This window comes from Bacillus sp. BPN334 (genome assembly GCF_008368885.1).
Taxonomy (GTDB): domain Bacteria; phylum Bacillota; class Bacilli; order Bacillales; family Bacillaceae_G; genus Bacillus_A; species Bacillus_A wiedmannii.
The window spans coordinates 1-18,059 of record NZ_QOZW01000001.1 but is presented as its reverse complement, the minus strand read 5'-3'; the positions used below and the strand labels follow the sequence as shown (position 1 = coordinate 18,059).

Sequence of the window (18,059 nt, the reverse complement as noted above, 5' to 3'; positions counted from 1 at the left end):
ATGAATGGAAAAAACGTTTGAAAATTACAAGTAAACAGTTCGATACATTTCGTTCGTGGTTTATCTAGTCCTTTTGTGTTTTGCCATTGTACATGGTGAACTTACCCATATACCTATTTATATAATTATGGGGCTGGTCACTTCTTATTTGTATTACAAAACGGACCGAATTATTGTTCCAATTATGACTCATGTTTTAGTGAATTATGTAACGGTTATGAACCTGATATAAAAAGAATCCCTACAATAAAATGTAGGGATTCTTTTTATATATTATAACGCTAGTTTTTTTAAGATGTTTCCAAAATCTAAAATGAAACGCTCCAATTCTTTGCGTCTTATCTTGATTTTGTGTTCACGCTTCCTTAAATCGGTATCGTTTACTAAAATCCTACTATAAATATTCTCATTTAAAATGATAGGTTGTTGTTTGTTGGGATTTTGGTTTAATCTTCTAGAAACTTGTATGTATCCCATTGCAAATACGGTTAAAGTTAATCGTTTAATTTCTGCAAAAACAGTTTCGCTATCGTCTAAAATATTCTCCATTTCGTGACAGAATTCATCGTTGATAGCTGTTTCACATTTTATTTCGAAGAGTATGTGTGCGTATTTGCTAACTAGGTGCATGTTTGAGTTCCTCGTTTCGTTTGAATAAGTGTTTGTTTTCATTTGTATACTTTTCCTTTCAGTTTTAGATTGATTACTAACAGCAATCAATGTAGTAAATTAGTTAGATATTAGTGATTCAGTTTTTAATAGTTTTAGGTTGGTTTTGAATGTTTTTTAATCTGTTTATGAAAAATTGGATAGTTTATAGGTGTGTACCGTACAGTTAGCAATTATTGCTTTTTCGTTTTGATGGAAGATTAAGAGGTCTTTAAGTAGATATGCAAACACAGATAGATGAAGTCGGACAGGGTTTGTATGGAATGTTTCACATGTTGACGGTTTGAGGTCGTTAACGGTTTTACATTTGTTTCTAGACTCTGTACATGTGAATTTAGTTTTGGGAATAAAGAGCGTTTGGGAGAAGAGAGGAATACATTAAATATTGATTTCGGTTTATCTATTGGTAGTAAAGAACAGAAAAAAGAGCCATAATCCCCAATGTTTGGGATTATGGCTCTTTTAAGATGCGAAAAAGATAACGATAGAAGATTAGTGACAAGGTGTTTGTACATAGAAGAGACTTGTCACTATAAAATTATAACATAAAAAGATTTTGATTAGGGGCAGTAAACCGCAAACGTGTTGCATGATTATGGTTTCTATAACGAACATAGCCTGAAGGAGACTTGTATCTTTAGCTTAGTATAACTTAATTTGAAGGAATATTCAAAACTTAATGTCGATTAATTTCAGATGTAATTCCCACTAATTTTTAGTTGTAAATTGCATATAGAAAGAGAACTGACGAAAAGAGTAAATAAAATATGCTGATTCCTTAAAAAGAAAGATATCGGTTTAATTATTCTTTATTTAAGTAAGTCGTGTTGATTTCTTTGAGGCTTTTTAATTTCTGTGAAAAGATTATCTTGTGGATTTGATTCATGGGACTCTAGCGAATCAAATCCACAAGATTTCATGATCCGTTTGAATTCTTGGGTAGTTAAGGGGGTTAATTCCTCATATAATTCATATGCCAATAGACCGTTTGGCTCTATAGTTGCTGTTTTAATATCTTCTATACGTGAGATTCCGTTGTTGCGTAATTTCATTTCTAATTGATCTACTGTCATTCTTAGTTTTTTTAAGTTTTCTATTTGCAAGGTACCATCTTCTATGATGATTTTAGGCTTTCCTATGATGAACCTTTCAATTGAGTTGTATTTCAGTTGTAAATACTCTAATCCAATGCCTGTGATCACAAAAATAGTACCGCCTATAATAGCCTTTGTTATGCTTTTGTCTACAATGGGTTGAACCATAATTGTCCCAATTGAAATCATAATAAACGTTTGAGCTAATGTCATTTGTGAAATGGATTTTCTTCCAGCTATCCGTAATAGGGAAATTCCACATAAAACTAAAAGAAAAGATTGGCCAATAAAATACATGTGTTCTCTCCTTTAATGCTCTGAATTTAGAATGTATAAGTTCTATATACGTTACTATTACACAGGATAATGTTACTTATGTATATTTCTGCGCATAATTATGGTGCGTGTTTTGGGATGTGAATTTTGGTTAAATAAGAATCCGATATGGAGGAGAAAATATTTAAAGAGTTAAATTTGAAATTTAATTGTTAGGAGGGATAGAGATGTCTTTCAGTATCAATAGTATAAGACGTGCAGGTCTTGATTTAAATCGTAGTATAATATGGTATCTTTTTGTATAGACTCATAGTCTTCGTGCAAGCATAATTTCATACCTGGTTTATAGTCACTAAAACTTATTCCGATGAGGAAAGGTTGTTTCATATTGTACCTCCTAAATGTTTATACGTATTATCATACAATTGAAATATTAAAAAAACTCTTTTATATTTACTTTATCGAAAAATAAATTTTATCTGTTGTCCTGTTGAAAAGTTTTATAATTCTAACAATGATACGTTCATAACTTAATAGATTTAGCAGCACTCTTTTAGATGTTTTGGAATCAAGAGGACAAAAACATTTATCAAAAACCTCAGAAGGAATAAAAGATGTTATACAGTGGATTTTCAGAAGAAATCACCCATCTAATCAAGGGAAAAACTATTTGATATACTCAATAATTCTTCTAATTTCCCTATACAGCGTTAAAATAAAAATTATAGAACATTTTCATTTAAAAATCCACATAAAAATTATTATTTTATATAAAATTCAAACAAAAAGCCATTGATATCTATTGATGATATCAATGGCTTTTATGTTATGCGTTTAACATTTCGTATGTTTTGTAAAAAAATTTTTCAATCTAATACATCCATTGTGATTTTAATATCATTTTTACATTCTATTTCAATCGGAAGGAGCCTAATGTACGACTTTACAGCAAAATATATCAACTCACCTAAGCTTGAGAGGTTTTCAATATCAGGATCATGCAAAATAAGTTGCTTTCATTCTAAAGGTGGGGTGCTTTTCTGTTCTGTGATTGCTGTTCATATGCATAGCCCAGCTTTAATAATTCCTTTTCACCAAATGCTTTTCCTATAAATGTTACACCTACGGGTTTACCTGTTGAATCATATCCAGCTGGTATTGATAGTTCCGGATAACCAGCAATTGCTGATAATATCACTTGATCGTTATCGATCATTACAAGGGCATCTAGTGCCTTTTCCTCTAAATATTTATCTAATTCTTTTTTTGCATTTATTCGAGCTTTATTGACAAGGTTTTGTAATGTTTCATTTTTAATTGAAGAGTCCGCGGATTCTTCAATTAATGATTGTTCATATTTAACATTTCGTTTTTTATCTTTGTTATTAAACTCAATTACATCTTTTAATGATTTTACTGGTATATTTTTTTGTTCAGTAAGATAAGTATTAATACCATGCTTAAATTCATGTTTTAAAATCGTGGGAAGATCTGAACTTACTACTTCTTTATTCAAATTTATATTTTCCGTTAAGATAGCACCTGCATTTTGGAGATCTTTCCTTATTTTATCTAAAACATCTTTTCTGCCCATATCATCTTCTTGATCAGAAGAGAAAAGGATTCCTATTTTTTTCCCTTGTAATCCTTCTACTAGTAAATCTTTTGTATAGTCTTTTGTTTCTTTATCATTTACTTTTTTCATCATTACGTCTTTCTCATCAAAATCTACCATTGTGTTCAGAAGTATTGCAACATCCTTTACTGTTTTAGCCATCGGACCAGCTGTATCAAGCGTTTCTGATAGCGGAATAATACCAGTCCTACTAATAAGTCCTATAGAAGGGCGTAACCCAACTACTGATTGATAAGAAGCTGGAGCGACTATAGAACCGACCGTTTCTGTGCCAATTGCAAGAGGAGCAAAGTCTGCAGCTACCACTGTAGCAGAACCTGAACTTGATCCTGCTGTGTCAAACACGAGAGGTTCATAGGGATTTAAATTTTGTCCCTTTTTTCCACTATAGCCACTAGGCATTTTATTAGATAAGTAATTCGCCCATTCTGACATATTCGCTTTCCCTAAAATTAACGCTCCTTGTCTTTTTAAGTTTTTAATGATAAAAGCATCCTCATCAGCTATCCAATCTTTCAATACAACTGTCCCTGCACTTGTTGGCATAACATCAGCCGTTTGTATATTATCTTTTACAATAATCGGCATACCATATAAATTAGATTTCTTATTTATAGTACGTTCTTTATCTAATTTACGAGCTTCTTCAATTGCATCAGGATTAATTTCTGTAATAGCATTTAATGAAACTCCATTTTGATCATGTTCTTTTATTCGGAGAAGATAAACACTTACTAACTCTTCATACGACAGTTGATTCTCATCAACCTTTTTTTGGATTTCATCTATAGTTGCATTTACAATATCTTTTTCTTTCTTTTTTATATTTTCTATATTTATTCCTTTTAATTGATTATTTAGGGGTGATAACACACGTTCTTTATCATAAACAATCCGCTCTGCTTGTTCTGGAATTTGTGAAATAACTGTTTTGTAAAAATAATAACCACCGGCAGTTAATAATACAAGAATTCCTCCTGCAATTGCCAATATTACTTTCATCCATTTCTTCATGTTGCTTCCTCCTATATCAAATTTATATGTCAACAGACAAAAGAGTTAATAATTTAAGCATGTACTGTATATTAAAAAACTAGAGCTTGAATTGTCACATACATAAATGGTAGAAGAACTTTTTAATAACTAACAAAAAAATCTCCTTTTAAGTTTTATATTACTACTGGATTACTTTATCCCTAGTTTTTCTTTCACTTTTGTAGGGATTTCATCTTTCTTAACCTCTTCCCAAGACTTTACTCCTTTTTTCTCAGAATAATATATTCGTAAAAATGCGTCTTTACGAATATTTTTATCTGCTTTAAACTCTAATGTTTTCTCTTTACCTTTTTCATCAAACCCAGGTAATTTATATTGATAATTTGTATATCCATCATCTAATTTGTCTTTTAGTTTTTCACCGTCCATTGTAATTTGAACATAATATTTATCTGTTCCAATACGGCTAAAGTTACAACCTGTTAACATTGTTGTAAAGACGAGTAAAATACTGATAATTACTATATATCGTTTCATTTCATTCACCTCATTTCTATTACTATTATTATTGTAACTCCTTTTCACTAAAGAAAAAATACAACAACATGACAGTAATATTACAATTTTGTAAGATAATAAAAAATGTCCTTTTAAAACAGATTAGCCGATTTCCTGTAAAACAAGTAACCGGCTATCTGCTTTTTTATGAGGGGTGTTGTCTTTTAATAGTGACAGTTATTAGTTTGGATTACTTTGAATAGAATAAATGTTCTTGTTTTATTTTGAAAACCTTGAAACGTATGTTTTTAATAGCATAAATATTTAATCGAAAGGAGTAATAAACTCGTGAAAAAAAGAAAATATTTACTTACTTTTATGTCTACTGTTTTATCTGTAGGTTTGTTATGTGGTTGCAATGGCGTTGATGAAGATGAGCCAGATCCAACAGAAGAACCTTCTGAAGAATAATAATCAATAATAGGATATAATATAAGATTTATCATTAACGTAATATTAGCTCCTAAAAATAAAATAGCCAATCGAAGTAGAATAATATATATAGTAGCATTTCAGAACTCGTGTACTTTTTGTTCTTTTTAATGATCAATATTCTACCATGCTATTTAATTATTATGATTGTAAAACAAAAGGTTTAAGATAGACGCTATATGTCGTTCATTATTTAAAGATGATTGTTCATACGTAATTTTCAGAATTCGTATAATGTTCCTTGGACATGTCGATAATGGATATGGAATGAAAGGATGATAAGTATGAAGTGGCTTGTAATTGGGATTGGAATTTTGTCATTGATGATTTTGTTTATATTGTTTTTGAAAATATCTTTGAAAGTTACTTTCTTATATACAGAAATAGAAAAACAGTGTTTACTACAAGTTAAAGTATGGAAATTTAAGTATACGTTCAATGTGTTAGAGAGAATAGAAAAGCAGAAAAAAAAGACTGGACAAAAAATTGAAAAAGCGGAAGAAGAGGGCGGTATTGAAAATAAAGTAATGGCACAGATTGATAGTATGGGAGAGATAGTAAAAAAGTTGCAAGAGATGCATTCTGTACTTAAAAAAAATCTAAAAAAAGTTAAAATCAATCAATGGAGATGGCACTCACAAATTGGCACAGGGGACGCAGCTAGTACTGGAATCATCACAGGTTTTGCGTGGTCAATAAAAGGAATGGTTGTCGGAGTTGCTGGAGAATATATGCATATTATTGATATACCAGAGCTTGAAATTACACCTGTATTTCAAGGGAAAGGTTTCGCATCTAGGTGTGAGTTAACAGCGTCATTTCATATTTATCGTTCAATACTAACTGTGTTTATGTTACTTATATTCATGAAACGACAACAATTTGTAAGCACAGAAGAATCAGTTCAAACATAATGAGTGACAATAAAAAAGAGAAATTTACTTATTTCGTTCATTCTCAGCAATTTTTTTTATGTTTTTTACATGTAGTAATTATGATAAGACTACATTTGAAAATGAAAGAGTGCCTTTCAAGGTACTCTCTGCACAAAATTAATATTGAAAAAGAATATCACATGAATGTTTCGTTTGTACGTATTAAGTGGTGGTGTGTATTTAAATAATAAAGCAGCTAGCTCAATTAACTAACTGCTTTATTGTTCAACAAGAACGATATCCACAACACGTTGTAACTTAAGGTTACAGCTATAGTATGAGCAGAAGCAAAAATGTTATACAAGAAAGCTAAATAAAAACTTTAGTAAGCACAACAAAGCAGCTAGTTAATAAAACTAACTGCTCGTTGTACAAAAGAAACGCTGCGCTTACAGAAATAATTTGTAACCGCTGGTTACAAAAATAGTGTATACGAGATTAAAAATGTTATGCAGGGTTATAACAAAAGTTCTTGTTACGAAATATTCAGTAAATTGTCAATCGAGTACAAAAGGGAAATTATATGAATTTTATTTGGGAATCTTTTATTTTAATTTTGAGTGGTATTCTTTTATTATGACTAGCAGGTAGAAAGTCTATTTCGCAGATGACATTAGCACAAACTGTAGTGATAATTTCTATTGGTACAATTATTATACAACCTATTGTAGAAAAAATGTATTAACTGCTATTGTAAGTGCACTTATATTTGTCATTTCAGTAGTTATTTTAGAATATCTACAATTAAAATCTAATTTCATCTGTGCGAATTTCTTCTCCATACTCTCTGTTTTCAAGCGTATTCGTATTTTAGATTCAACTGCATTTTCAACTTCTAGATATATATTCACCAATTTATCCTGGGGTGGGAGGATGCAACCATACAGGTCCAGGTAAGCAACATGACCGAACCTATAGTTCCCTGTGACACCAAATGATTTATGTATCCGTGATTTAGGGGGGGTACTTAAAAGATCTTCAACAGATACAAGATAAAAAGGCTCACCATATCTCTCGTATTAAATCAAATACAAGTATTTATCAAAAAAATCCTACCCCTGATTATTTTCAAGATGGAAAAATAAAGAAAGGTACAGAGTATATACAGATAGATATGGAGGTCTTAATGAACTCTCTTCAATCAGGACAAACATATGAAATATCCGACGCTTATGTAGGAATGACTGATAAAGTATCAACTCGTGTGATTGTTTATCGGATAACAAAAAACAATTCAACTATATAAAAATTTCTTTTTTGTGTGCAATTCATTAACATACATAGACTTAAAGGAGACCTGACTCTTTAATTTAATATAACTAAAAATGAAAGGGGATTCAAAAACAAAATACGTTTGATTTTATAATTATAAATTAAGTTGTATGGGGGCGTTGAAAATCCCAATAAAAATATAGTTGCTTTGTGGAGGTAAAAACACAAAGCAACTATATTTTTTTATATTAGAATTTATAATTTAATGAGAAAGAAATCTTAACACTAGATGTACCTGTTCCAGAACCCACAATTGCAATTGAATTTATATCATTCATCGTAATAGATCTACATTCTCCTGGTGCGACGACAAATCCACCAACAGCGGTTCCATTTACAGTAAGAGCCGCTGTTGATCCCACTCCAACTGCACCATTATTCTCCACCATAATTGTCCCATTTATCACAAATGTAGTACTATCATCCCAAATAGGTAAAGCAGTTCCATCCGTATCATCTAGAATAATAGTACAACATACGGCATCATTTACACAACATAGTTGTTCAGTACAACAATTCCCTATTTGTGCCAATATTCATTCCCCCTAATTTTATAAACAAGATACACTATTGTATGTTTCATTTTCAGATTGTGTTTGGACCATTAAATTTCTGGGTTAAAAGAAATTTCACTAAGTGTACATATTATGACACTCGGATGATTGTTAAGGCTGCTCCAACTGAACCTCCGATTGATAACAGTGTAGCAACTAAAAGAATACTACTAAATAATTGTAGTTGAATTGTATCTCCAGCAACTAAATTAACAATAACATCATTGTTAAAAGTAGATACACTGATAGCTGGTCTTAATATAGAGGAGGGAATAGGAGTAGTATTGTTTAATAAAACTCTTGAACCAGCACCGATACCTACTGCAGCTGTAGTATTAATTTGATAAGTAATATAATATCTTCCTGATTGTGGTACTGTAAAAGTGGTATTTGTCCCATTAACTGTAAAACCATCTAAATCTTGATTATTAGGAAGAGGAATACTAGTAGCTCCACCTAATGCGACATTAATGGCGCTACCAATTGTATTAGAAGCAAACATGGAATTAGTGGTGACAGTATCTCCGGTAGGACCAGTTATTCCAGTAGGACCAGTTATTCCAGTAAGGCCAGTTACTCCAGTAGGACCTGTTTTCCCACTAATACCGCAACATCCGAGTGGTCCAGTGAAATTTAGTTTGTTGGCCAATTTATAAACGCCCCTTTTTAAGGAATAGTGCAATTAATTTATTAATAGTGTATGTCCTTTTTTAGATTGTGGTCATGATTAAACAGAAAAAATATAATTTTAAAAATAATATTTTTCTTTGTAATAATAATTAAGTTGTATTTGTATAGTACCAGCGGCAAATTTTTGTGGAGTGGGGATTTTAATATATTCTAAATCTGATACAGTAATTGATTTACAACGTCCCTTCGGGATGAACAAATTATAAGTTTTGGTTTTAGTATATAAAAATATTTGTAATTCTGAATTTGTTCCAGAGTTATAAGAACTTGTTATGGTGGCTGTATTATTTCGATATTTTTTACTTTTTTTCCATATAATTCGAGATGGACAAGTTTGTGTTAAACAATAGGTTAAACACAAACTATTTTTTATCACTCTTGATTTTATCAAACAATCAAAAGTTGGAATGTCTACAAAGGTCAAGCCGCATAAGTCAGCAAGATTTACAAATAATTGATTTTCTGTATGAAATAATTTTTCAACACAACAAAATGTATTTAAGGGCATTTTTTGGGTGTTTTTATTTTTTATAACTGGAAATGGAAATAATAATTCAAGTAAGGCACAATTCTTTTTAGTATCTACTGCTTTAACTGTAAAAAAGGGAGTAGTGAATGGGCCATTCTTACTGTTACCTGTTAAAGTAAATAAATTTCCATTGTAATTAAATAAACAAAAAGGGGAAGTAGTTGGCCAGTTTGTAGAATGAGGAGGGAAAGGGATTTTTATAATTCTTTCTAGTTCTAAAGAAAGCCATTTATTCATATTTAAATCATTCCTTAAAATGCTAACTGTGTAGTTATGAAACCTAAATTTCATTAAAAAACAATGATAGGTACAAAAACATCGTAAAAACCACGATATTTTTGTTATAGTATATGTTATTCAAGAAATTTAAGCACAAATAAAAAGAGAGATTAATATTAAAGTCATTCAAATTAAGATGTAAACCAACATAATGTTATGAATGTTCTGTCAATAATAAAATTTTTATTTATAGAAGAGACTTGTCACTATGAAAATTATAGCATAAAAGGATTTTGATTAGGGATATTAAACCGCAAACGTGATGCATGTTTATAGTGAATAAATTACAAAACCAATTCCATATATAGGAATTGGTTTTGTAACGAACATAGCCTAAAGGAGACATGTCTCTTTACTTTAGTATAAATTAAAATGAAAGAAAATTCAAAAACTAAATATTGCTGGTGAAGGGATCTGTAAGTATTGAATTCTTTTTTGTTATTTTGTATACTAGCTTTGAGTTTTTCTTACAGTCAGCAATTTTTCATTCTATGCAACAATCTAATTTTGTATTGTATGTTGTTATAAAACAGGCTCTTATGTGTATTTACATAAGAGCCTGTTTGCATGTATGTTACTCTTTTATGTACAATGAAAGAAAAACATCTTATGAGATGGGGAGAGGAAAACCCATGTCCAATCAACAATTAGTGAATTTGCGTATTGATTTTGCTTTTAAACAATTATTTGGTACAAGTGGTAACGAAGATATTTTAGTTGCCTTTTTAAATGCAACGTTACAAGATTCGTTAGAATCACCTATTATTTCTTTACAATTAGAAGATCCTCATTTACATCGCGAACATGAAGAGGATAAATTATCAATACTAGACATTTCCGCTACATTAGATACCGGCACGAAAGTAAATATAGAAATACAAATGAATAACACCCATAATATGATAAAACGTAGCCTTTATTACTGGGGAAGACTATACACATCCCAACTTCAAAAAGGAATGCCGTATAGTGCTCTTCATAAAACCATTACAATTAATTTGTTGAATTTCGTTATGTTTCCTGAATATGATGCATTTCATACAACGGGAATCTTATGGAATCAACAACAAAAGAAATTGTTGAGTGATGATATCGAAGTTCATATTGTGGAGATTCCGAAATTGATGCAACAGTGGCGAAATGAACAAGTCAATCCCTGGGAAGATACATTTGTTCGTTGGTTATTATTACTCCCAGCAAATGAAGATGAACAATTAACCCAAACATTGGAGGATATTGCCATGAATCAAGATCCGATTTTACAAAAAGCAATGGATAAATGGGAGCGTATGAGTCAAGATTCTTCTTTTCGACAAGCCTATGAAGCAAGGGAAAAAGCTCTTATGGATGAGGCTGCAAAGTTTGCTCATGCAGAGCAGCAAGGAATTAAAAAAGGAATAGAAGAAGGCATAGAAGAAGGGAAAATGCAACTTATTCGTGGTATGCACAAAAATGGAATGCCAATAGAAGATATTGCGAAGTTTACAAATTTGCGCATAGAAGAAATACGAAATATTTTACAAGTCTAAAAGATGAAAAAACAACACCTACAAATACTGTAGGTGTTGTTTTTTAGTGGCAAAGCTCTTAATTTAGCATGTGTAAAAATATCTGCCTACCCCATATTTTGAATTCACCATAAAATCTGTATCATTTAATGATTTTCGAATTAACTCCTTTTTATATGGTAAATGGATAAAATTGGTTTTGTGAGGAGAAGCTGCGTTGGAGTATCTAAAAGAATACCTTATTCACAACTTAAGAGATATGATTGTAGAACGTACACAAGAAGGAAAAGCAATTGCAAAGTTGAATCCGGATTTTAAAGAAGGACGTCCAAAGAAGTTTACTAAGAAACAAATAGATCATGCACTTGATTTATTGAAAACGAAATCTTATAGAGAAGTAGAAGAAATGACCGGAATTAGTGTGAGTACCTTGCAACGAGCTAAAAGAAAAAAGGAAAAGGGAAATGATGAGGGGGGAGGAAGATAAATGAAGAAAATAAATTTTGATACATTAATATTGTTAGTGGGGTTTATTTTTTTAGTTATGTATAGTTTTTGGGCATCTGGACGATCAGGGGAAGAAGTTATAAGTGGATTGAAAATGGTGTTGTGGTGGATTGGTTTTGTATTAGTGATAGTAGGGACAATAAGTATAGGGATTATTGTCTTAGGGAAGATTCAAAAAAGGAGTTCTAAGGAATAAATTGAAATAATGTGTGTTGGAAAACGACAATTTAATTGATGCTAGGGGAATTTGTTATGAGTAAAAAATTCAGTTTAACTGAGGAAGAGGAAAAACAATTTAATCAATTTCTTGAAACAGATGGATTTGCAGAAGCATTAGCAATTGCTTGGAGATTCGGATCAAAACGAAAGGATAGCTTTACTATAAGAAATAAACAACAATGGATTCCTGAACGCTTCCGCCAATTAATTATTAGAAGTAACACAGTAAGGTATAATGAGAGATTACCTGAAGAAAAAAGTGGTTTTTGGGAGGTAGGTATAAACATTAATCATCCATTTTTACAAATGATTAAAGAAATGGGATGGACACCAATTTCAAAAGGAAATCGAGTATTTCCAAGAGGAGCATTTAGTGAAAAGGTATTTGTTAGTGTGTATATTCGCTTGTTACATGAAGTCAGCACTATGAAAGGGAAATATAAAAAAGGAATTTATATCCGTCCTCGTTTGCGTATACATGGTTCTGTTGATGTATTAAATAATATTGTTCGTGTGCTACATAATGAGTTAAATGTTGGAATGAAGAGCGTACAAACAGATCATAAAATACCGCAGGCAAAAACAATTTATTATCAATCAAGAAAAGAAATTCCTAAGATTTTAGAATTTGCAGGAGCTGTAGAATCATTAGAAGAATTTTATCAATTAGAGTTAGGGTATGAAACTGAAAAAGCTTTGATAAAGATGTGAGTATAAGGATAGGTAAAAGGTAATTTGTATTAAAGGTGGTGGTGGGAATATGTTTATGATGTTTAGGGCGTGTCAGGTTATTAATACGCGTTATCTTGTTAAGACATATAGGGGGTCTCGCCACATCGCTATCAAGCTAATAAATGCGAATACCCCCCAAAAAAATAAGTTAAATATCCATAGATAACTACCTTACAATCAATTACATCTTTATTGTTTAAAGGGGGATTCAGATTGGTTAAAAACTGACCTTTACAAATAGTTATTTTAATACTTGGTGTAAGTTCTTCTACATTAAGTACGAACGGATACTTTTCTCCAGTTATAGAATGGTCTTTAATGATTATAAGTATTATTATTACTGCAGTATAGGTCGATTACTACACGTCTTTGTATATCAACCTTAATATTTTTCCATTTTCGCTAAATTAGCTAATAGAAACTCCTCTGTTATTCAATTAAAAGGCGCTTTAATTGAATAAGTTTTTGAATTACGATTCAAATTAGAAGTGATATAATTAAATAAACGATACCGTCCATGAAATTCATATTAAAAATAACCGGTTATGCTGAGACCGAGGACATGGATGCAGGAGGTTAACCGATGACACAAGTACAAATACCCAACCAACGAGTAGAAAAAAAGCGCAACTTCAAATTAGTCAAGTTTATAGGGATTGCAGTTTTGATGATTGTGCTAATCACGGCTGCATTCACCATTTGGACACCTCAGCCAAGCATTTGGGTGCTCCAAATGCTTGGCAGCAAGAATAATCCTGAAAATTATGGCTCCCACCCATCCGATTTGCCCGCTCTTATGAAACAAACTCGGGTTCTCTCTGACATCTCATATCCATCCAAGTACCAAGAAAATAAATTGGACCTTTACCTTCCTCAAACTAATTCGAAGCCACTGCCTGTGATCATCTTTATCCACGGTGGAGGCTTTATTAATGGAGACAAGTATATGCCTGCGGATTATTCAAGGGCGCTTGCCTCGGAAGGATTTGCTGTAGTATCCATGAATTACGAGTTAGCGCCAGGGGCTACTTTGTTTGATCAGACGAAGCAGGTCGGCGAGGTATTGTCTTATTTGCACCAGTTAGCTCAAAAATACCCCTTGGACCCATCGCAGGTGATCTTGGCCGGTTCCTCAGCGGGAGCTTTCTTGGCCGGGGAGTTTGCCCTGATTCAAACCAATTCCGAATATGCAAATCTCGTGGGAATCCCGCAATCCGTATCGACGAATACAATCAAGGGCTTATTACTATATAGCGCCCCCTACGATATTACAGCATTTCAGCACAGCAATCTAAAACCCGTGCAAAAATTCATAATCAAACGTATGGGCTGGGGCATTTTGGATGATAAGAACTGGATGGACAATCCGAAGTTTGATGTCTTAAATCTGTCAAAGTATATCACTAAAGACTTCCCTCCTGCATTTGTAACCGACGGCAACACGAATTCATTTGAAACACAAGCCAGGACTTTCGTCGCTACACTTCAAGAAAAGGACATCCCAGTTACTTCTTTATTTTTCGATCCCAATGAGATAAAAGCTGGTCACGGCTATCAGTTTGATATGGCCTCTCCAGCCAGTATACTTAGTCTGAAGCAGACAAAGACGTTTCTGAAGGGGATCACTTCCTCTAACTAATCTTTGAGGTATTTGCCCGAACAATCTGTTTTATAAAAATCATATTCTTATATTAAAAGAGCAACTCCATTTTGAACAAACTTTATTCTAAAACTACAACCTTCAAATAAAATAATTATATTTGAGGTAACACCACATCGTCATCGAGCGAAAAAATACGCTATTCTTTCTGTAGAATCATAGGAAAGGATGGCGTTTTTTATGTTTGTTTCTGTGTCTAACGAATTACAACTATTTGCTCAAGAGATTCAAAGTGTACTATCTCCAAATGCTTTACGGGATCTTGCTAGAGATGTTGGCTTTGTACAACGAACCAGTAAGTACCAAGCAAAAGATTTAGTAGCTTTATGTGTATGGATGAGCCAAAATGTAGCTATGACTTCTTTAACTCAGTTATCTAGCTGTTTAGAAGCATCAACAGAAGTACTCATCAGTCCTGAGGGACTGAATCAACGGTTTAATAAGGCGGCCGTCCAACTTTTACAACACCTACTAGCCGAACTACTAAGCAAAAAATTGGCCGCATCTATGCCGATTTCTTCTCCATACACTTCTGTTTTCAAGCGTATTCGTATTTTAGATTCAACTGCATTTCAACTCCCGGATATATTTTCATCGGTTTATCCTGGTGCGGGAGGATGCAGCCATACAGCGGGAGTAAAGATACAGCTTGAGTATGATTTATTAAGTGGACAATTCCTTCATATTCATACAGGTCCAGGTAAACAACATGATCGAACCTACGGTTCCCTGTGTGCCCCAACTGTAACAGCGAATGATTTATGTATCCAAGATTTAGGTTATTTTCATTTGAAAGATCTTCAACATATACAAGATAAAAAGGCTTATTATATCTCACGTATTAAATCGAATACACGTATTTATCAAAAAAATCCAAACCCTGATTATTTTCAAGATGGCAGAATTAAGAAGGGTACAGAGTATATCCAAATAGATATGGAGGTTTTAATGAACTCTCTTCAGCCAGGACAAACATATGAAATATCCAACGCTTATGTAGGAATGACTGATAAAGTACCAACTCGTGTGATTGTTCATCGACTAACAAAAGAACAACAACAAAAACGATTACACGATCAAACGGTAAGAGAAAAAAAGAAAGGAATGAAGTATTCTGCTCGTAGTAAACGACTTAGCGGTATCAATGTATATATGACAAATACCCCTATAGATATTGTCCCAATGGGACAAGTACATGATTGGTATTCTTTACGTTGGCAAATCGAGATTTTATTTAAAACATGGAAATCATTCTTTCATATTCATCATTGTAAAAAGATAAAACGAGAACGATTGGAATGCCATTTGTATGGGCAACTGATTGCCATTCTACTTTGTTCTTCTACCATGTTTCAAATGCGGCAATTACTTCTTATGAAAAAGAAACGAGAACTGAGTGAATATAAGGCCATATATATGATTAAAGACTATTTCCTTCTTCTATTCCAAACTATACAAAACATACTAAGATTAGTAGTGTAGACCAAGGCAGTGGTTCGCACTACTATTTTTTATATAGTAGAAGTGAAGAGAAGGTCGTGGGTGTTTTGGGATCCTGAATCCGTATACAAAACTGACCTTCTTCACTTACCTTATTTGAATCAGTTTTTAGTATGTTGGTCTTCGAGATCGTGTATAAGAAATGAGAATAGATAAGTGTAAGTTGAAGACTTCAATCCCACCTGAGGAGGAGCTATATGAAACACGTTATTGCATTTGATGTCAGTATGGGTAAAAGCTATATGGTCATTTATAATGTACAAAAACAATGCGTATTCGAAAGTGAAATCAAGCATACTAAGCCAGATTTTAAAAAGCTACAAGAAAAGATACATAAGGTTACAGATGAAAACAAGGTTACAGATGAAAACGGCGAATCACCTGAAATTGTTTTCGAATCAACAGGAATCTATTCCAGGCAGCTAGAACGATTTATGCAAGATAATCAGTATACATATTGTTTATTAAACCCATTAGAAGCCAAGCTACAATGTGATTCCTTACGGATTCATAAGACCGATCGAAGCGATGCACACCGATTAGCTCTCACTCATTTCACAGTTACCCGAAGGGTATCTAATGGAACTAATAACTTATTCCATCAGTTAAAATCTCTTTCTAGATTGTATAGCGAACTGGATAGTGAATTATCGATAATTCGTGGTCGTATGCATAAAGTAATCCAATTAACATTTCCTGAGTCGGAGAGAATATTTACCAGTAAATCTGATTTGTTTTTAAATTTTGTTCAACTATTCCCCCACCCAGATTATATTTTAGGTCTTTCAAAAACCATTATAAAAAATCGTATTCGTGCCAACACCAATAAAAAAATATCAAATATTACAGCGGAGAAAAAAGCGATTCAAATACTTGAAATAGCGAAAACTTCCTATCCTGCTGTTTCTCAGAACGATGTTCTGTGTGATCAACTCAAATTATACGCAAGGCGCTATCAAGAGCTTCTTCACCAAAAAGAATGCTGTATTAACAAGATGGTATATATAGCCGAGCAACGTGCAGAATACGATATCATTCTCAGTCTTCCTGGGATTGGACCGAATACTGCAGTACGCTTGATGGCTGAAATAGGAGATATTACTCGTTTTAACAATAACAAGCAACTCAATGCATTTGCTGGTATTGATATACGCCGTTTTCAATCAGGTAAAACCTTTTTTAAAGATAAAATCAATAAACGTGGAAATAAACATTTGCGGAAGCTCCTTTTCCTCATCATCCAGAACATGATTAAACAACGACGTTACGGACAAAATCACATTGTTGAGTATTACGATAAATTAAAAACGCAACCCTATAACAAATGTCATAAAGTTGCGTCCATTGCATGTGTAAACAAGTTCTTGAAACTCCTCTTTCACCTTATTACACATGATATCCACTATGATTATCGGTTAACGGCCTAATATCATAGTTTCATTCATCATATCATATCTCACCCCTAGTAAAAAAACGAGTATATATTAGGGGTTTTTGGTATGCATGATAACAAGTACTTGTTCATTCTGATATTCACTCCAGTAAAAAACTAAAAATACAGGTTGACTAATCGTAAGAAAACACCCAAGAGCTATCAAAGGTATTACTTCGCCTGTTCAATCTCCTACAGCAAAACGGGCGAAAATTCCATAGGTATGAGAAGAAAGCAGTTTTTGATATATTAGGTGTCGTTTATAATTGTACTATGTCGGACAATCAAGCCGCTTAATTCAAAAAAGTGAAACCCGTTAGGGTTTATTTCGTATGCAAATCTTTCAATCACCTACACTTGCCCTTTAGAAAAAAGGAACAATCTCGCCTAAAATTGACTTTGTATAAGCTTAGCTTGATAGCGATGTGGCAGTACCCCATCACCATCAAGCTAAGAAAAGCAAATACCCGAAAATGAGAAAATTGACGTCTCCAGATTAAAACGTACAATTTTCTCGTTTTGGGGGTATTTTAAAATTTCAACTTGATGATGGGGTATGCCCTACTAAACATAAAGTTCGA

Annotated in this window: 15 protein-coding genes and 5 pseudogenes; 12 read left to right on the top strand and 8 right to left on the bottom strand. The window is 32.6% G+C overall.

Translation table 11 applies throughout. From position 1 onward, the window contains the following. Nucleotides 1-55 precede the first annotated feature (55 nt). Nucleotides 56-232: a CPBP family glutamic-type intramembrane protease gene (locus DN393_RS32320; protein WP_370458078.1), complete on the top strand. Its 177-nt coding sequence runs from the start codon at nt 56-58 to the stop codon at nt 230-232. 41 nt (nt 233-273) lie between these two features. On the opposite strand, the gene DN393_RS00090 is transcribed toward DN393_RS32320, so the two are convergent. The 5 genes from DN393_RS00090 to DN393_RS00075 all read right to left on the bottom strand — a co-directional run bounded on the left by DN393_RS00090 (nt 274) and on the right by DN393_RS00075 (nt 5,208). Next, the gene (locus DN393_RS00090; RefSeq protein WP_255449609.1) at nt 274-549 is read right to left on the bottom strand and encodes a hypothetical protein; all 276 of its coding nucleotides are present in this window, start codon (nt 547-549) and stop codon (nt 274-276) included. A 929-nt stretch (nt 550-1,478) separates the two neighbouring features. Next, nucleotides 1,479-2,060 carry a DUF421 domain-containing protein gene (locus DN393_RS00085; RefSeq protein ID WP_149173100.1) on the bottom strand — a complete coding sequence of 194 codons (582 nt, stop codon included), beginning with the start codon at nt 2,058-2,060 and terminating at the stop codon, nt 1,479-1,481. Between the two features lie 219 nt (nt 2,061-2,279). Next, entirely contained in the window at nt 2,280-2,426 is a 147-nt protein-coding gene (locus DN393_RS31280) for a hypothetical protein (protein WP_179958481.1), read from the bottom strand. A gap of 634 nt (nt 2,427-3,060) precedes the next feature. Beyond that, nucleotides 3,061-4,689 carry an amidase family protein gene (locus tag DN393_RS00080; protein ID WP_149173099.1) on the bottom strand — a complete coding sequence of 543 codons (1,629 nt, stop codon included), beginning with the start codon at nt 4,687-4,689 and terminating at the stop codon, nt 3,061-3,063. A gap of 171 nt (nt 4,690-4,860) precedes the next feature. Continuing rightward, nucleotides 4,861-5,208, bottom strand: a complete 348-nt coding sequence (locus DN393_RS00075) for a YxeA family protein (RefSeq protein ID WP_149173098.1) — start codon at nt 5,206-5,208, stop codon at nt 4,861-4,863. Between the two features lie 728 nt (nt 5,209-5,936). Here DN393_RS00075 and DN393_RS00070 point away from each other — a divergent pair. The 3 genes and pseudogenes from DN393_RS00070 to DN393_RS00060 form a co-directional block, all read left to right on the top strand. Then, nucleotides 5,937-6,575, top strand: a complete 639-nt coding sequence (locus DN393_RS00070; protein ID WP_149173097.1) for a DUF2953 domain-containing protein — start codon at nt 5,937-5,939, stop codon at nt 6,573-6,575. A 544-nt stretch (nt 6,576-7,119) separates the two neighbouring features. Further along, a pseudogene (locus DN393_RS31800) lies at nt 7,120-7,352 on the top strand (DUF421 domain-containing protein); the annotation flags it as partial. Further along, nucleotides 7,348-7,824, top strand: a pseudogene (locus tag DN393_RS00060) (transposase); the annotation flags it as partial. The pseudogenes DN393_RS31800 and DN393_RS00060, both read left to right, overlap by 5 nt. Before the next feature lie 232 nt (nt 7,825-8,056). Here the strand turns inward: DN393_RS00060 and DN393_RS00055 are convergent. The 3 genes from DN393_RS00055 to DN393_RS00045 form a co-directional block, all read right to left on the bottom strand. Then, nucleotides 8,057-8,401, bottom strand: a complete 345-nt coding sequence (locus DN393_RS00055; RefSeq protein WP_149173096.1) for a DUF3992 domain-containing protein — start codon at nt 8,399-8,401, stop codon at nt 8,057-8,059. Between the two features lie 112 nt (nt 8,402-8,513). Further along, complete coding sequence (locus tag DN393_RS00050) at nt 8,514-9,071, bottom strand: BclA C-terminal domain-containing protein (RefSeq protein ID WP_255449607.1); 558 nt, start codon at nt 9,069-9,071, stop codon at nt 8,514-8,516. A gap of 99 nt (nt 9,072-9,170) precedes the next feature. Further along, the gene (locus DN393_RS00045) at nt 9,171-9,878 is read right to left on the bottom strand and encodes a CotZ-related putative spore coat protein (RefSeq protein WP_149173095.1); all 708 of its coding nucleotides are present in this window, start codon (nt 9,876-9,878) and stop codon (nt 9,171-9,173) included. Between the two features lie 674 nt (nt 9,879-10,552). Between DN393_RS00045 and DN393_RS00040 the strand changes: the two genes are divergently transcribed. The 8 genes and pseudogenes from DN393_RS00040 to DN393_RS00005 form a co-directional block, all read left to right on the top strand. Beyond that, nucleotides 10,553-11,449, top strand: coding sequence for an Rpn family recombination-promoting nuclease/putative transposase (locus tag DN393_RS00040; RefSeq protein ID WP_472926283.1), 897 nt, complete (start codon nt 10,553-10,555; stop codon nt 11,447-11,449). Nucleotides 11,450-11,681: 232 nt separating this feature from the next. Next, nucleotides 11,682-11,915, top strand: a pseudogene (locus DN393_RS00035) (recombinase family protein); the annotation flags it as partial. Continuing rightward, complete coding sequence (locus DN393_RS00030) at nt 11,916-12,131, top strand: hypothetical protein (RefSeq protein WP_149173093.1); 216 nt, start codon at nt 11,916-11,918, stop codon at nt 12,129-12,131. A gap of 56 nt (nt 12,132-12,187) precedes the next feature. Next, nucleotides 12,188-12,865: a hypothetical protein gene (locus tag DN393_RS00025; protein WP_149173092.1), complete on the top strand. Its 678-nt coding sequence runs from the start codon at nt 12,188-12,190 to the stop codon at nt 12,863-12,865. A gap of 604 nt (nt 12,866-13,469) precedes the next feature. Continuing rightward, nucleotides 13,470-14,525, top strand: a complete 1,056-nt coding sequence (locus tag DN393_RS00020) for an alpha/beta hydrolase (RefSeq protein WP_149173091.1) — start codon at nt 13,470-13,472, stop codon at nt 14,523-14,525. Nucleotides 14,526-14,726: 201 nt separating this feature from the next. After that, nucleotides 14,727-16,004, top strand: a pseudogene (locus tag DN393_RS00015) (IS4 family transposase); the annotation flags it as partial. A gap of 239 nt (nt 16,005-16,243) precedes the next feature. Beyond that, nucleotides 16,244-17,473, top strand: a complete 1,230-nt coding sequence (locus DN393_RS00010) for an IS110 family RNA-guided transposase (RefSeq protein WP_149173090.1) — start codon at nt 16,244-16,246, stop codon at nt 17,471-17,473. 149 nt (nt 17,474-17,622) lie between these two features. Next, nucleotides 17,623-17,775: pseudogene (locus tag DN393_RS00005) on the top strand (IS4 family transposase); the annotation flags it as partial. Nucleotides 17,776-18,059 lie beyond the last annotated feature (284 nt).

Bases quoted from the DNA above. Each gene is read 5' to 3' on its own strand.
- DN393_RS00010 (WP_149173090.1), top strand. From the start codon at position 16,244: ATGAAACACGTTATTGCATTTGATGTCAGTATGGGTAAAAGCTATATG.
- DN393_RS00045 (WP_149173095.1), bottom strand. From the start codon at position 9,878: ATGAATAAATGGCTTTCTTTAGAACTAGAAAGAATTATAAAAATCCCT.
- DN393_RS00030 (WP_149173093.1), top strand. From the start codon at position 11,916: ATGAAGAAAATAAATTTTGATACATTAATATTGTTAGTGGGGTTTATT.
- DN393_RS00090 (WP_255449609.1), bottom strand. From the start codon at position 549: ATGGAGAATATTTTAGACGATAGCGAAACTGTTTTTGCAGAAATTAAA.
- DN393_RS00080 (WP_149173099.1), bottom strand. From the start codon at position 4,689: ATGAAGAAATGGATGAAAGTAATATTGGCAATTGCAGGAGGAATTCTT.
- DN393_RS00070 (WP_149173097.1), top strand. From the start codon at position 5,937: ATGATAAGTATGAAGTGGCTTGTAATTGGGATTGGAATTTTGTCATTG.
- DN393_RS00025 (WP_149173092.1), top strand. From the start codon at position 12,188: ATGAGTAAAAAATTCAGTTTAACTGAGGAAGAGGAAAAACAATTTAAT.
- DN393_RS00075 (WP_149173098.1), bottom strand. From the start codon at position 5,208: ATGAAACGATATATAGTAATTATCAGTATTTTACTCGTCTTTACAACA.
- DN393_RS00020 (WP_149173091.1), top strand. From the start codon at position 13,470: ATGACACAAGTACAAATACCCAACCAACGAGTAGAAAAAAAGCGCAAC.
- DN393_RS00085 (WP_149173100.1), bottom strand. From the start codon at position 2,060: ATGTATTTTATTGGCCAATCTTTTCTTTTAGTTTTATGTGGAATTTCC.
- DN393_RS00040 (WP_472926283.1), top strand. From the start codon at position 10,553: ATGTCCAATCAACAATTAGTGAATTTGCGTATTGATTTTGCTTTTAAA.
- DN393_RS31280 (WP_179958481.1), bottom strand. From the start codon at position 2,426: ATGAAACAACCTTTCCTCATCGGAATAAGTTTTAGTGACTATAAACCA.